General features: G+C 38.7%; 9 protein-coding genes. All 9 read right to left on the bottom strand.

Annotated elements, in window-relative coordinates:
- Positions 1–274: 274 nt before the first annotated feature.
- Complete coding sequence (locus tag NSQ19_RS03025) at positions 275–1867, bottom strand: hypothetical protein (protein ID WP_326242083.1); 1593 nt, start codon at positions 1865–1867, stop codon at positions 275–277.
- Positions 1868–2122: 255 nt separating this feature from the next.
- Positions 2123–4180 carry a protease Lon-related BREX system protein BrxL gene (brxL, locus tag NSQ19_RS03020; RefSeq protein ID WP_340702354.1) on the bottom strand — a complete coding sequence of 686 codons (2058 nt, stop codon included), beginning with the start codon at positions 4178–4180 and terminating at the stop codon, positions 2123–2125.
- 17 nt (positions 4181–4197) lie between these two features.
- Positions 4198–6756, bottom strand: a complete 2559-nt coding sequence (gene pglZ, locus NSQ19_RS03015; protein WP_340702353.1) for a BREX-1 system phosphatase PglZ type A — start codon at positions 6754–6756, stop codon at positions 4198–4200.
- 71 nt (positions 6757–6827) lie between these two features.
- The gene (gene pglX, locus NSQ19_RS03010; RefSeq protein WP_340702352.1) at positions 6828–10277 is read right to left on the bottom strand and encodes a BREX-1 system adenine-specific DNA-methyltransferase PglX; all 3450 of its coding nucleotides are present in this window, start codon (positions 10275–10277) and stop codon (positions 6828–6830) included.
- A gap of 14 nt (positions 10278–10291) precedes the next feature.
- Entirely contained in the window at positions 10292–13867 is a 3576-nt protein-coding gene (gene brxC, locus NSQ19_RS03005; RefSeq protein ID WP_340702351.1) for a BREX system P-loop protein BrxC, read from the bottom strand.
- 22 nt (positions 13868–13889) lie between these two features.
- Positions 13890–14456: a DUF1788 domain-containing protein gene (locus tag NSQ19_RS03000; protein ID WP_326242089.1), complete on the bottom strand. Its 567-nt coding sequence runs from the start codon at positions 14454–14456 to the stop codon at positions 13890–13892.
- Positions 14457–14467: 11 nt separating this feature from the next.
- Positions 14468–15064 carry a DUF1819 family protein gene (locus NSQ19_RS02995; protein ID WP_326242090.1) on the bottom strand — a complete coding sequence of 199 codons (597 nt, stop codon included), beginning with the start codon at positions 15062–15064 and terminating at the stop codon, positions 14468–14470.
- Positions 15065–15077: 13 nt separating this feature from the next.
- Complete coding sequence (locus NSQ19_RS02990) at positions 15078–15323, bottom strand: TIGR04540 family protein (protein WP_326242091.1); 246 nt, start codon at positions 15321–15323, stop codon at positions 15078–15080.
- Between the two features lie 232 nt (positions 15324–15555).
- Positions 15556–16953: a 23S rRNA (uracil(1939)-C(5))-methyltransferase RlmD gene (gene rlmD, locus NSQ19_RS02985; protein WP_340702350.1), complete on the bottom strand. Its 1398-nt coding sequence runs from the start codon at positions 16951–16953 to the stop codon at positions 15556–15558.
- Positions 16954–17071 lie beyond the last annotated feature (118 nt).

The raw sequence follows: 17071 nt of genomic DNA, 5'->3' as shown, positions 1-17071 counted from the left end.
ATTTTTGGTTGATTAAGCGGATACTCACGGCCAAGGATCTGATCGAGCTTTAAAAATATCCAAAATTCATACAGCGTAGCCACGTATTTGATAAACTTTTGATGTATTTTTCCATATAGCATCAGGCCTTTCGCAACGGTAAGAAAAATATGAAACGCATTCCGGTATCCCGGCGCCGTTTGCATCACCAAACTTATCACCGAGCGGTCTAGCTTTCTAATCATTTGTCAAAAAGCATTGCGTAATTTTGACTGCGAGTTGGCGCTGCATGCCATTAATTCTTCCGATCCAATATATTTTTCCTAAATATATTTATATCTAAGATTGCTCTCCTTATGGATCTGTAATCATTTACAGGAACCCCAATAAATTTTACCTCTTCATCGTCCTGCTCTGCTTCAAATAATCCCTGAGGAGCTTTTGAGGTATTGATAAGATCAACATAACATCCATAATCAATTCCATAAACATTAAACCTAACACCCGGTTGATCATGCGACGAAACACTTTGTTTAACAACATGAAGAACCCTTGCATCAAATAAATAATCTATCAACTCATCCTTCACATCATTTCTAAGCAAGAAAGCTCTTGCCCTTCTGTGAGCTATTACTTCATCAATAATCCACCTAAGTAGCTTAAGTGCCTCAGGTTTAGAATTGACAGCTGATTCTTTTGCACGGTTATACCACGTTTTGGCGGCTACCCTAATATGTGATATAGATATTGGATTTTGATCAGCTTTTTGAGCTGCTAATCCTAATATGTTAATAGCATCCCTTGGCACCCCTTCAGCAGATCGAACAAAGTCATCAAATGCATTTTGCTGTGTAAAAGCTTGTTGGATTAAGCTTTCACTATCAGTAATGTAATTTACTGAATCGATATTTTGAATCAATGGTTGTATATGCCTAAAAAGAAGTTCTCTAAAAAACTCCTTTGCCTTCTGAGCATCATTATCAAAAACCATATATTCATCTAGATTTAGACTTGTAGCGGCATCGGCACCAACCTCAATACCGATATAGTTAGCGCCTTCGGTCATAAATCTAAACTTGCATCTTTGTTCAATAGCAGCAATTTTTACGGTGATATTGGATACTGGTAAAACTGTTCTTCTCAAAAGATCAGCTAAAAATGGTTGAATATCCAAAGGGACTTCACTCCATTCATCCAATAGTAGCCATATATGCTTTCCATTTATATTTCTCACTATCTCGGAAAGAATGTGTTGAATTGCTCCAAAATGTACTCTATGTCTCCTTTTTCCAACAGATAAAGTCCTTGTCTGTGTATTATTCTCTATTAAATCATTTGAGCGAAAACTGGAACTCATATTAATACCCTTATGAGATGCATCAAACGAAAACCCCACTGAATCATCAGATTGGTGTCTAAAATTGTTGGTTTTTTCCTGTTCCACAGTACCCTCAACTTCAACATCTGTAATAGCATCTGCAAATCTATCCATTAGGGGACCCAGTTTAGATAGATCATAAATATCAGACTCATCTTCAACAAAGATACCCAACAAGGACTCATGAATTTCTGAAAGAGTATCAATTAATAATCTCGTTGCCCTCTCACCTAGTGGCAAGCTTGAATCTGAATATATTCCTCCAGAGGATCCAACAGTTCTCATATCAATCTGAACTGCAATATCTCCTTGTTGCTCTACAGTTCCTGCTAAGTAATATAATGCATGCGTTTTTCCAGTTCCTCTTCTACCATATAAAATCTGGTCCTCCTTTACTGAAAGCAATGTAAATAATGGGCCAATATCAACAAAAGTTGATACCAGGTGTGATCGATCATAATTTTCTGCTCTACGGACAAGTTGTAGAAATGCTCTATTAATATCTTGCACTCCCTATTCAACTCCTATTAAATTTAATTAATAAATTTTATTTTCGATTGTAAGCCAATCCACGACACCTACACTTATTATTCTTAGAACGCAAATAAGATCCGTCACTTATTAAATTCTTCTAGGTTAATGCTTAATAGAACCATTTTGATACCTAATGTAATCTTTAATAGCTTCAAATTCCTTAGCAATGGTTTCCTGGTATTTTAATGAATCCGGTCTCATATTTTCATCTCCTTATTCAGAGTAATGAAATCAACTCACCCCCAATGCCTTAAACACTGCATCAATCGGATCCGCATAAAACACAGGCTGAACCTTCACCAATAAATCTGGGGGCACCGTTTGCAAGTCCATCACAGACGATGCTGGGATTAGCACTTTCTTTGCCCCGGCATCGACACATACCTGCAGAACATTGGCAAACTCCTCCACTTTAGAAATGGTTCCACCGACTGTCATGTTCCCAATCACAACCATGCTCTCCTGCAATGGTTTATTCAGCGCACTCGAGCAAAGACCAATTAATTCAGCAACCGCAAGTTCACTGGTTAAGCCAATTCCTTGCAAGTCGCTAATATGCATCAAGTAGTCCTTCGTTTTCGTGCTAATCGTGTTACTGATGCTCTTACTGTTAGCGGTGAAATAGCGGAAAGCAGTATCCAGGCTTTCTTTTGCCTCTCTGTGGGAGCTCACGCCGGATTTGTCGAACTTTCCTGTCCCACTTACAACTTGGTTTTCAAGCTTGTAGACGCCAATCATTCCAGAGTTCCCATGACCCACAACATAAACATGGCCAGGTTTCGCCATGCCTTCAGGGATCAGTTTTCCACCGCCTTGTTCCGGGACGGCCACATAGTTCTCTTCCAACGTTTCTTTATCGATATAAGAGAACATGACATCGTAAAATTCCATCCCGCCGATCTTTTTAAGCTGCTCTTTTACACGGCGTCGGCCTTCTAAAGCATAGATGAGAATTTCTTCAATATCCTCTTTTGTAAAAATTCCGTTCGGATAAATCAGTTTCACCAACCCGGAAACAGTTTTCCTTACAGCAACCGTATCCCGCTGGTTCAAATTATTACCAAGCTTAAAATAATGGTCTAATGCATCCGAATACGACCGCTTTCTCATCTCTCTGAAAAACTCGGCCATATAATCCACAATAAAGCCGTATTTATCGGTAAAGAAATCCGGACGCATTTTTGGAATTTCCCAACCTGGCACATAATAATGCATCCGGTCAAAGAACGCACTGTCGTTTGCCATTTCTTCCGGGAAAGGAGCAAATAAATGGGAAGTCTTAATTAAAGAATCCACACTTTGGTTGATATTACCCACGAAGACCATCGATGCACTGGCATTCTTTTCTTCTTTGCCCCGTGCAAAAGATCCAGAAGCCATATAATCTTTCATAATTTGAATGCCGTCTTTATCTTTAAAACGAATCCCGGCCACTTCGTCAAAAGTAACACAATCCCACATTCCGACAAGCCCAATCTTTCTTGTAGACATGTTGTAAAAAAGGTTTGCCACCGTTGTTTGGCCACCGGATACTAAGATTGAGTTCGGTGAAAGTTCTTTATATACATGGGACTTTCCAGTGCCACGGGGGCCGAGTTCACACATATTGTAATTATTTTCAACGAGTGGAACAAGCCTTAAGAGCAAGTGCCATTTTACCCGTTTATCAAGCTGAGTTGGCTCCATTCCGGTTGAACGAATGAGCACATCAATCCATTCATCCTTGGAAAAATGCTTGCGACCTTCAAACACTTCATTGATGTCCATATTCGGAAGTTGAATTGGCTGAAGCGCACTGACGCTAAATGGGTTTGTATTCCTTACTTCTTCATCATAAAAGTAATCCAGCTTGACCATGCACCAAATGCCGCCGACAAGCAGCTTGTCGAATTCTTTTACATACATCGGTGAAACCGGAACCCCCTTTAATCCAAGGTTGGAGAATTCCGCTTCATATGTATCAATTTTTGCATTCAGTGTTACGCTCACTTTATCAATAACAGAGTATTGGCCAAGCTCACGGATCCGAGATTTTACTTTTTCTGCTTCATCCGGGCGTACAAAGTTTTCTGCCAGTATCTTTTTAACTCGGTTGATGCCCTCCTGAATGCTCTCTTCATCATCCGTTGCAGCATACATGCCAAGTAGATATTCCAACACATAAATCGGAACATTGGCGCCTTCTTTAATCAGCTTCGTCAGATCTTTCCGTACGACCCGACCAGCAAAGGAATCATTGAGCTTTTTATCAAGATCAGCAGTCGGCACTTGGTTTACACTTTCCTCCAATTTTCTCCCCTCCCCGCTTAAAAATCAAAATCGCTCACAATGCCTAAGTTTATCGTAAATGGAATTTTTTCCACTGCAATCCCTGTTTCAGTATCTTTAATGATCAAGTAATACGTTTGATTTCGGTCATACGCCATATTTTTTAATACAAACCTTATCTTAAAGGTCCGGTCTGCCGGGTTATCAAATGAACGATCTCCAATAATGGTTTCTTCATTGGATAAAACATTTCCTGCCTCATCTGCCATATAAATCACAACAGTTCGAGGCGTCATTTTGTCCCCAACCTTTTCTGTTTGGAAAAACTCAAGGTTAAAAATACTGTTCGTAATCTTACGAGCCGTGTTTGTCAGTTTGATATCCACTTTCTGAATGGCTTTGGCACCCTTTTGTCCGGAGCGTTTGTTTCTCCACGAAAGAAGAGGCACGACCACTTCCTGCAAACTTGCCCCGCCATGAACAAAATTGATACCGGATCCTTGCATTTTGTAACGCAAATTTGCTTTTGGTATATAGGCAGTAAGTTGCTGTTCGTTTTTAATAATTGAGGACAAATTAACAGCAAGTTGTCCCTGAACATCCCGCTGTTCTTTTGCCAAGATATAACGACGTTTGACTTCAATCGCATCCAGTTTATCCTGCCCAATTTTGTCGCTTTCTTCTAAAGCATCTCTTTGATATAAGAAGCCATGATCAGAAGTAATGTAAACATTCGTCCCGCTTAAATCACCGCGAATGATTTTCACGAGATCGAATAATTGGTTTAAAGCCTTTTCTACAGCATCGAAAGTGTAACGTTCTGTTGCTGCTTTGTCACCCACCGCATCAATATGGTCATGATAAATGTAGATTAGTTTTTTTCCCTTAAATGTTTCTCTCCGTCCCATCTTATTCATGGCCAAGATATCTTGAAAATGAACGGCGATGCTGTCGGATACCTTCGACTCGATTATCTTTTTCCGATTTTCAAAGCCGACTGCATTCATGCCATCTACATACACATTCCCGTTAGTATCGATATCAATTTCCCGATGTGGCAAGAGTGCAGGCATGCCAAGCTTTGTAATAGATGGAAGAACGCTAAGCATTGTTTCCATTTCACAACTACCCATCGTTTCAGCGTTCAAACGTTCAGCCAGTTCCACACCAATTTCGTACCTCATCGCATCCGAAACAAGGATGAAAACCCGCTCGCCATTTCGCAGTTTTGGCGCAATCACGGAGGAATAAAAATGTTGTTGGTTTTTTATGCCTGGCAGTGACCATTCCTGTATCATTTCTGCTTCAGCTGCTTTTGACCAAAGTGTATTGAGTTCCTCCATATACCAATTTGTGTACAAATCTTCTACAAGATCTTTCAGCTTCTTCATCAAATCATGATTATTGCCTTTGTCAAAAGCAACATAAAACTTACGGTAATATGTGTCCATTCGATAATATTCTTTTATGTAGCGCTCGTATAAATCGATTGCATGACCTTGCGGGATCCCTTGCCGATGTTCTTTATAAAACTCCTGCATTTTTACTGTATAATACAGGGCTTCATAGATCGCAGAAAATTTACCATAGTAGTGCTTGGCCCGTCGCAGTTTAATGAGCTTCGTGTATTCCTCGTAATCCTCAAGATGGGTAAAAAGGCCGTTTGCGATATGAATTATAATGGCCTTGTCGATATACGGAAAAATATCTGCCTGTTTAAATGTATCAACCGGTATCGTAATGATAATTTTAGGAAGCTGGATTTCCTGTTCCACCATCTCCGTATATTCATCAAAAACTGCATCATCTGTTTTATGATGCATCCAATGATCGATAAATACAAGAGCGTTTGTTTTGTTATGCTGGGCAATAAAGCCACTTAAATCCGCTAAATTTTCACTTCCGACTGATTGACTGAACGCTGTTACGACCAAATGGATAAATAATGTTTTCAGCGTTTTTTCTTCCCGTTCATAGCCGTATATTTGCTCTACATACCGCCAAAACACATCTACATTAAAGAACTTATCCAACTGCATATAGGATTTATTTTCCTTTTCATCAAGAGAATCCATCAAGACGGATTTTAAGACATCTTCAAAATCAGGCGTTTTGACGTTGCATAAAACACTCATAATCGCCAGCTCAATCATTTCTTCCGTGTAGTTTTCAATTCCAAAGTCCGCAAATTTTTTGAATCGCTCTTTATTGTTGAAAAACTTTTCATATTTCTTAATGGTCGCCCGTAATGATGGATCAATATGTAAATCGCTTAATATCAACGAGATCTTATCAGCGTAAAATGTTTTTGAATACAGTACAGTGTCCGCTAACCAATTTTCTTCCATTGCTAAATCCAGGTTGGTGTAAATGAGGAAAGAAGTGCTCGGTTCCTCTTCTTCCAGTAAATATTTTGTATAAAATTGATTGTGGTCTGTTAGTTGATGTATTTTAACCCCATCAACACTGATTTGGTTAATATCCTCAGCAAATTCATTGTCTTTATCCAGCCAGAAAACAAGCTTTCGTGATTCTCCATTTTTTAAAGGTTCGTGGAAAATATCTGAAAGTGCTATTTCAATTTGATGAATGTCCATTTCGTTCACCTGCCCTACAAATCATTATAAACGAAAGATACACCAGCAACCGCTGATGTATCCAATTTTTCTTAATAAATTTTTGCCAAGAGTCCTTTGAACTTTTCGTAATTCACTTTCACTCCATCATCGAGGTCAATTTCAATCTGCATGTCTGCCATATGGTGTAGCAACTCATCGTATTGCTTAAGCTCAGCAATCTTTTTATCGAGAGATTTAAGTTGCTTCTTGGCGTTGCTGACTTCTTTTGCCGTTGAATCACCATCTATGATATTCAGCAAATCCTGTTTTTCCGCATCAAGGCGAATTTGGTATTCATGTAAGTAGTCAGTACGGATTCGGGATAAAGTCGTTTTATCATAGCGATGCATGTAAATCAGACAGTTAAAAGCTTTTTCTTTGCCAGATGTGAACAGCCAATAAATTGGACGCTTTTTATATGTTTGAACATGGTCCTTATAAAAGTCATTCAAGAAATAACGGCGCAAAGATTCTTTAGCTGTTTCGCCTTTTTTTCGACCAAGAGCATCGGCCATAAAGTCAAGGTTTTCGTTAAGAGTATCTTCACCAAATGTGATTCGCACAAAATCAACGAATCTTGAAACAATGTCATCTTCAAAATAGGCTCCTGGTAAAATTGGAAGAATGTTATCTTTATCCGCATGAAAAATTTGATACCTATTTGTATCAAATTTCCCACCTGCGAAGACAAGTCCTTGAACGTCAATGGAATATCTTCCAAACATGCAGCCAACTGCATAAGATATAAAACTTTTAATATCACGTTCCATATTTGCTTCGCTTAACGTTAAATCTTTTCCTTCTAAATCTGGGATCAACTCATTTTCTAAGCCATATTCACTAATAAAATGAGTATTTATTTCTTCTTCATTTATTTTAAATTTTTTAATTCGATCTTTAGTACATTGGTTCCAACTTTTAAAAGATAATTCTAATTTATTTGTATCAAAATTCAGTAGTGGATGTTTCTTGAACCCTCTGGATAATTCAATGGAATCCCAGTCCTCCTTGGCTATAGAGACATTCGCTAGAACTAAATTATTAATTTTTACTTTTTTCTCCTTAGTAGTAGGTTTATTGGGTAGCGATAAAACATCCCCTACAGTAGTATTCATAGTAGGATTTATTATCCTCAATAGATATTGGGTAACTTTCGAATTTAATAAACCTAAGGTATAATAATCAATTTTAAAATCTTCATTAAAAATCGTTGGTGATCCTGAGCTATATAGCGATTCGTTCTCCTTTATTTTAAATCCTGGATTTGAAGAAGTAATTAGATTCCACGTAATGCCTTCTTTATTCCAAAATTTTTTATTTACTAATCCACCATGTGACGCATAAAACTCTTTTGCTTCCTCTGTCCAATCTACAACAAATATGTCGTTACCAAAGTATTTTTTATATTCTCCGCCATTTTGATAACTGACCCATTTATTACCTATATTTGAAACTTCCCAATGATATCTAATATATTTTTCGTTGTTATGAGTCTTATTTCTTCCTCCAGAGCAATAAGTATCGCTCAATTTTTCATTATCAAAAATATTTATATTTGATAACCAATAAGCAATCGGACTACCAGGGATCTTAGTGAAATTTTCTTGTTTAAACGAATAGCGATAAGAAACTTGCGGGTTTTGAACAGCTTCTAAAGTTTTAATTGGCTGATTTCTTGCGCCTCTGAAATCAGTCAATCTGATATATTCTCCAGATGTTTTACTTGGATAGTTTCTTAGCGTAAACGTGCAAATTGGTACAGTTGCCCCATCAAAGCCTGAGTATTCTAACTGAATTAAACTACTTATTGTTCGATTCTTAATGATGTTTTTACGTAACTTCTCATATGAAGAAATAAACATCCATACAAAAGGAGACATAAATCCCATTTGTCCATTCTTTTTTGTAGAGTGAAAGCTAAATTCAATAAATGCAGAAAATAGGTCGTATTTTACATCTGGATAGTGTTTGGTTAAATAGTTTGCTACTTCAACAGTCAAATACTTTTTAGCAGCGTAAGGCGGATTTGATATGAATACATCATATCGCTGGCTCATTATTGCAGTCTGTTTTACAAGTTTTTTAAAAAGAGGTAAAACTCGTCCCTTTATTTCTTCTTCAAAGATATTACCCTGTTGATGCTCAACAATGTTTATTCTATCCCGAATAAAGTCAACATCATTGAATTCTAATTTGATGAGTGAACCAATTGATTTTGCGTTACAGAATTGATTAACAAATTCCTTGATCTTTTCATATTTCTCTCCAGAAGGTTCTCCTGCTAAGAATTCCACCTCTTGTTCTGTTAGCAAATTTGTTTCTTGAATAGCAGCTAAATTCATTTTCAGCCCATCCCGCTCAATACTTCTCAAGAAACGTTTATTATACTCGAGTGCTTTCATTATAAGAGAAAAACTTGCCAGTTGATACGCCCGATCATCAATGTCCAATCCATACAGATTATTTTCAATAATCAAACGAGGAATTTCACGTTCTATATAACCACATTTATTATAAATCTCGAATAGTACATCAAACATGTAGACAAGAATATGCCCACTTCCCATTGCAGGATCAAAACACTTAATATCTTCAACTTTTAGTTCATTATTGATGTAAGGAGCCAACTTTTCTTCATAATCAGCTTCTGGATTAGGATTTTCAAGATAGAACTCCCAATCATTTATAAGATCCCGATGTTCTGGGTGTGACTCAATCCAATAACGGCCCAATGCATTTTGGACCATATATCGCACAATCCATTCAGGAGTAAACAATTGGGTTGCGAATGGCAATTCTTCAGCTTTGTATCTTTTTTTCGCCTTAATTACACGTTCGTTTTCTTCAGAAATATAGTATTGGTATAACCAACCGATAATTTCAACCTTTTTCCAATTATCTTCTGGTATTTCCTCAGTATTGGCCATCTGCCGAACAAATGAATCAGGAGCAAGCAAACCATCCGGGAAAAGAATCTCCGTATAGTCATTAATTGTTTCAAACATAAACGGCATATAACGATTCAAATCATTGCAATGCTTGATAATCAGATATTTGAACAACTCTTCTGACTGGTTGTTCATTTTTAATTCATAAACATATTCTTTATCGATATCTAAATCAAGTGACAAAGCCTCCTTCATCATATCCGGTTCTGTGCTGTCGGCATATGTGGAGGACAGGACCCTAACCTTTGTCGGAAGATAGTCATTAACTTCCATAAAACGAAGAGCAGTAAAGCGGTTAAACCACGTGTAGGCAACTTCTTCCATTACCCGCTTAAAGCCAATTTCATGAACCCGATCAATTAAACGGTTCCTTTGATTTTTTTCTTCCTTTGAAAGCTGTCTGCCATCAATAAAGATGGCATCCGAGCTTTCAATTTCTGCTTTTTTAATATTGTCTTCGGTAATTCCGATTTTCATGGCCCTTGCTTCGACTTTTTTCAGCAGTTCTCTTCGGGCGTTGGTTGCAAAGGTCTTTAATGCTGATTTATTCATGCTTTTCACCCCAGTTAGTCCACAAATTCTATTTCGCTATTTTCTTTAATGATTTGTTTCAATCGATTAGACAATGCACGAATGTAACGGTCTACATCTTCCTCGGTCTTCAAAGTCTTAATATCAACAAGTTGTGTGACCTTGACCGTTTTCTTTTGCTTTTGAACAGGCGGTGCGGCAGATCCTACCACAACGTCTCCTGGTCGTCTTGCCTCTTCCTTTTTCTTCCTTTGCCATGCCGCCATTTCTCTTTGAATCTCTCTTTCCATTCTTTCTTTAAAGGTTGTACTTTGGGAAATTGTTGCGTCTACCTTAAAAATATCGGAAAAAGATTCTACACTCCCATAAAGGTTATCATAATACTGGTTGACTTTATCTTCTGTAACTTTCGAAACGCCATACTGGGAAGTACGTAATAACAAGTAATCCTGATCCTCTTTCAACTTCGCAATGGCATTTTCTCTCTTCTCTTCCAACACTTTTTTGACTTGCTCATCCATGACATGAATGAGCTCTGGTATGTCCTTTATTTTTTTATATGGAATCGGATCCTCAATAATAGAACGAAGCTGGCTCATCGCTCTTTCAATTTCATCACCATATAAATAAGCTTTATTTTCTTCATATTTCTTCAATGCGGCTAAACCATCTTCGAAAATTTTCCTTTGATCGGTTCCGAAGAAGCTTTTCACGTAGACAATATCTTCTTCCCAATCCAAAAGATCATCTTCCAATTCTTTTAGCTTCATAAAGAACGAAACATTGTCTAAACCATTATGAAATTGCCCAAAGTATTCCAGCCCTTTATTCAACAAACTTAATCCAGGATATTTTTTACCTTCATAATGAATCTTATAATTTTTAATCTCCTGAATCTGCTGCTCAATGAGCATTTTAATTTCTTTTAATAGGCCATCTTCATCATCTGGCAAATCTGTTTTATTAAATAAATCCCTACAGATCCCCTTAGCAATCCGAATAAGCTTTTCATCAACTTTTACCCGTTTGATTACAATAGCCAAATCGGCTTCTGCTGGTTTGGCGAAGATAGTCACCAATGCGTTGACGTTTTCTTCCGGTTCCAAATATTCTGCTTTATATCGAATACGAATCCTTTGTTCTTTCAACAATTGAGCAATTAATCCAGCAATATCCAATTGTTTCCAACCATAAGGCTTATCACTAAAGCGATCATATAAGATCTTTACTCTTACTTGTTTTTTCAGATCATCTTGCAAACTGATAAATTCTGCAATTTCACGTTTGGCCAGCTCATTTGGATCCGGCCCTAATGTATCTGCAAAAGGAAGTTTCTCCTGACCGGCAGCTAAAATGGAAATAAGGCTTCGTTCATTTTCCAAATGTTCTTTTACATAGCCTAGTTTGGTATAGACATTATCCACTAACAATGTAAAGGCAGCATTGATTTTTTCACGAACAGTCGAACCTTTAATATCTACCTTGTCACCGTAAATAAAAAAGGAACCGTCTTTAATTGCCTCTTCTAGCAGTTCACGAACCCTTCTTCTTCTTTCACGGACTTCAGCTTGTTTGTTATTCAAGATGTTTTGAATATTTTCAGGGAGCTGGGTAATATTTGTCTTCTTTCGATATTCTTCAATCCTTAAAGCTTCCCCAATTTCTTCAACATAGGCATCACTTCCGCCAAGCTTGACGATCATTTCGCCAATACCAGACGACATCATCATTAATTCTTGCTCAGACTTGAGATAGTGATCCGAAAGCGGGGAAAGAATGTTGATACCAATATTAGATGTTTGATTCCCATAATTTTTCTCATCCATTTTTTGATTATAGCTGAAAGAGTAATCACTGGAATAACGGAACCGTTTTTCGTCATAAAGGTCCTGGAAAATATAGTTTGCCAGTTCCCTTTTGACGATTTCTTCATCTATATTTAAAGACTTGATTTCCCGGTTGATATCTTGCTCGTCATCAGTAAGGAAAATATAGTTATCGCCATTTTTTTGGATTAATGTTTGTTGAATTAGTTTTCTAAGCGATACTTTTATTTTTTCTTTAAGTTGCAATTTATCTTCATTTATGTTTGTCACCATTAACGTGGCAATATTGTCCAAATTTGCCGGCAGCTCTTTGACATATTTAATCATGAAGAGCACTTTTAACAAATCCATATTAAACTCGTCATCTGCTAAAGCGGGGTTTTCATATGCGCCGTCAATAACCCTTGAAATGGAAGGGTTTAAAAATTCCTTGATTGTGTCATAGAAAGCATAGAACGGAATCAGTGCCCCTTCTTCAGCATCTTTATAACGGAGGCCAGCTTCTTTAAATGCTGATAACATGGAACGTTCCCCTTCTGATAAGTGCTTACCAGAGGAACCATGTTTACGGACTTGTTCAAATACATTTTGCAGCAGCTTAAACTGATAAGGGATGAATGGATAAACATCCGCAAATTCTTGTTCATTGTCAAAACCACGCAGATCTGCCGTGCTGTCCCGGAAGCTGATCAAGTTCTTTAAAATAGCGCTTTTTTCAGGGAAGAGGAGCTTTAATTTGTCATTTACAAAGTCCTTCTTTAAAAGAATTCGTTTTTTTATGACTTCATCAACTGAAATGGACGATAAGGATAAACGAGTATCAAAACGGCCTTGAATCCTGGAAAAGTCGTCACCTTTGACCTGGATGATACTGTCAATGCTTTCTTGGGAAGTGACCATAATCCAGACTTTTCCTTGGCAATACGTTCCCAAATCCTCAGCAATCGTTTGGAGATCCAGCATTAAATTTCCGCTGCGGCCAATGAACTGGCCAATTTCATCCACTAAGAAAACAAGATGGAAGTTGTCGCCTTTTTGATCAATATAATCTTTCACTTCTTGCGCAAACTTATCGATGCTAATTTCATAGTTATTTACGCCATTTTCGAACCAGTTACGCGCAGATTCCTCCGACATGTCTGTTACTTTCGTAAGTGCACCGATCACGTAGTCAGCGTCAAAATAAAAAGTATTCCGCCGATCAACCCATTCTTCCCCACAAAGATTTTTGAACTCTACTTTGAAGGCATTGTAAAGACCCCTTTGATCCAAATATTTTTCCATTTCGGCTACACCAGGAATGTCGCCATAATAGCCACGATGTTCATAGAATACCTTCAGAAAAACACGCAAAATGGCATCATCTTTGGTTTTACTGTCTAGTGAAGCTTTGGAGTCAATATTGAATAAGATAACCTCCGTATCCACATATGCAGTGCGATTCATATTCGCCAAAATTAATGGGTCTTGAATTTTATTTTGGAAAAAATCGACAGCTTTCTTCCCTTGCACTTTTTTGTTTTCGAGTAAATAGGCAAGGATTTTTAAGAAATGCGATTTCCCGCTTCCAAAGAAACCGGAAATCCAAACGCCCATTTTATCTGTATAGCCATCAATTCCTTTTTGGTAGTTCTCATAAAACTTGGACAAGTGCCGATTAATTTCTTTTGTGACCACATATTCGTCAAGTTCTTGATAAATAAACTTTTCATCTGTTTGTGCAACTTTAATGACACCTTTTATGTCTCTTTCAATGTCCTTTTGGAACATGTCCCTGATAATCACTTTTGTATCCCCCTCTTTTTCCCTAATCCACTAAGCGAAACGCCCGATAATAATTGTCATCTTTTAACTTACCGAATAACTGGAGCGACTGTCCATCGTATTTACCTGGAAAAAACATGACAACAGGGATTTTATCAATGACTTCTTGAAGATTATTCAAGATATTATGGGACCGAACAAACGGATAGACCTTACCAACACCTGTAATGAAAACGACATTGTGGTCTCCCAATTGATGCTTCATTTTATCAAGAAAGATACTTGGCTTTGCAAAGTTGGTCATTGCCTTAAACAATGTATCCTTGCCCTGTCGCTTTTCTATATCAAATATTCGATCAAAAATTCGTTTCTCCTTGGCAATTTCAATCATCATTTTATAAAGATCAAACTCGATAATGTTTCGATCTGAACCGTCGTAGCTGAATTCTTTCTTTACATGCTTGATGTAATCCCGAACCGCTAGTTCATCAGCCGGATTATAGTCGAAAATGTAAAAACTGATCTCATTCCCGAGACCCCGGCCCTCAATAAACTTTTTTTCTTTAATTTTTGGAATGATTTTATCTAATCTTGCATTTAAATTTGCCACGCCGTCACCACCTATTCACCCATTGCATGGATATATCGGATGTCGCCAATCCGAGAAATATGCATTTTAACTTTTTCATCTATCAGCAACCGTCTTAGCTCGTGGGAATTTTTATCTTGTAATAATCCAGTTTCAACCAAAATTTTCACGTACACTTGCTTCAATCTTCGAATGGTTGATTCAGACCAATTCGCAATATTTTCGTCTTGCTCAGCCTTTGCCATAAAAAAAGCATTTAAATCCTTTTTCTCAAGTATGTAATTATTGGTTTCAAGCTTATCTTGAACGACTTCATCCATAAATTCAAAGAAGAGCCGATCCGTCTTCATAATGGCATAAAGATTGATGACCTTCCCAACTTCTAATGGTTCTTCAAGAACAAATGTCCTTAACGTGTCATCCAAGACATTCGTCCTTTTTAAAATGGAAGGCAAGCCACGCTTCAAGCTTGAAATTTTATTATGTTGGAAAATGTTTTCCTCTATCACTTTTTTTCTGATATCCTGATCAGATAAGCCACTTTGTTTAAGGGCTACAACTTGCTTAAATTCGTAATACATAAAGGAAGCCCCTGTTAATACGGAAGAATAAGCTAATTCCGCCGACATGCCATCCGACCTTTCATTCCACGTTTGTTAAATCTAAGACTTTACTCACAACAGCCATACGCCTTTTCCCGCACTGCTGCTGAACAATTGTGGTATATGTATGTCCCTTTATAAGTTTCTCTTCGTTGTTTTTATACATACTTTGAATGCCATCGATTAGAAATTCTTCTGTGATTTCTTCATTCCAATATGCATCAACAAGCTGTTTTAGTGCCGTAGCCAGGTCTCGCTGGGTACGGTAAAAGCTTTTTATTTCCATTCAGTTCACCTCAAATAGGTCTTACTTAGATCTTACTTGGTTCTTATTTTACTCTTACTTTTTGTGGCTGACAATACAGATTATGTTCCATGCCAAATTCAACCCGAGATCATCAAAGAAATGAAAACATGGGTAAGTTTTCAGTAAAAAAGTAATCCAGAGTTCGTCCACTTCAGTGAGAGGCACCCTAAAATTGGAAAAGTCAAGTTTTCAATTTTAGGGCGTCATTTTTTTAAGCTTCATTCGTCAAAACCAAATGCGCCACACATTCCACATGCACCGTATGCGGGAACAGGTCCACCGGCTGGACGGCAGTCAGTTTGTAGCCAAACGGTTCGAGCTGCTTGATATCCGTTGCAAATGTGTCCGGGTTGCAGGAGACATAGACAATGCGCGCAGGTTTGGCCCGGCCGATTTTGCGCATCACTTTGCCGCCGGCGCCGGAACGCGGTGGGTCGAGAAGCAACAGTTCCGGGTTGCCGAAGCTTTCCAGCACTTCATCAATCCCTTTGCGTGCGTCTTTGGCAAGGAAATATGTGTTTGAAATGCCATTGTCTTTTGCATTCCGTTTGGCAGATTCAATCGAGGTTTCGACGATTTCAATGCCGGCAAGTTCCCCGACACGGTCCGCAAACGGCAGCGAAAATGTGCCGACGCCGCAGAACAGGTCAATCATTTTTTCTGTTTTCTCCGGCCGGCCCATTTCAAGCGCAAGATCGACGAGTTTCTGTGCCTGTACCGGGTTGGTTTGGAAAAATGTATCGAACCATATCCGGTAACGGTAACCGCCCATTTCATCGTAAATAAAATCACGTCCGGAGAGGACATGTGTTTTTTCCGCCTGTGTCCGGTCTGCCCAATCGGTATTTTCGAGCCAGAGCAGGCTTTTTACTTGCGGGAATTTGCCGGTGATCCGTTCTGCCAAATCGCGGGCCGCTTCAGCCAGCTCCCCGTCCGGCGCTTTTGTTGCAAACAGGGCGAGCATCATTTCCCCTGTTACAAAAGACTGGCGCACCATTAAGTGGCGTAAGAGGCCTTCGTGCGCATCTTTGTCATAGCCTTTTAAGCCATGTCCTTTTACCCATGCGGCCACTTCCATCGCGCCATCCACCATTTCTTTTCCGGCAATCAGGCAGGTTTCAAGCGGAATCACTTTCCGGAAATTCCCTTGCTCATGCAGGCCGAGCGATCCGTCCGGGGCAAATGTAAATTCCATTTTATTGCGGTAGTGCCAGGGATTGTCCATGCCGATCGTATCACGGACAAGCGCCGGGTCAAAGCCTTGTGCGGCAATGGCTTCTTTTACATGGGCAGTTTTTTGCTTTAACTGGCCCTCGTATGCCCAGTGCTGCCAGACACAGCCACCGCACCGGTCAAAGTGCGGGCACATTGGCGCCACCCTTTCCGGATGGGCTTCGAGAATTTCTTCCGGCAGTGCCTTTCTTCTTCTTTTTTCCGGCTGGTCCACGGTGACGCGCACTTTCTCCCCCGGAAGCGTACGCGGAATGGTCAGTTTTAATTTTTTCGCGTTGCCAAGTTCATTTTCACGCCAGACAACCGCCTGCCCGGAACCTTTTGCATCCAGGTCGCGGATTTCCGTTATCAATGATTCCCCTTGCAAAATGGCCAATCCAATCTCTCCTTCCAATGAAAAACGAATATCTCAACACATTTGATGTGTAAAGTTCTTATATTCAAAAAACGGGGCGTTTCACTGCCTTGTAATAGTATAATGGAAAAAAAGCGGT

The sequence above is a fragment of the Weizmannia sp. FSL W8-1119 genome (genome assembly GCF_038008605.1).
Lineage (GTDB): Bacteria > Bacillota > Bacilli > Bacillales > Bacillaceae_C > Weizmannia > Weizmannia coagulans.
Note: the sequence above shows the minus strand (reverse complement) of the source record. Positions and strands in the feature narration are given on the sequence as shown.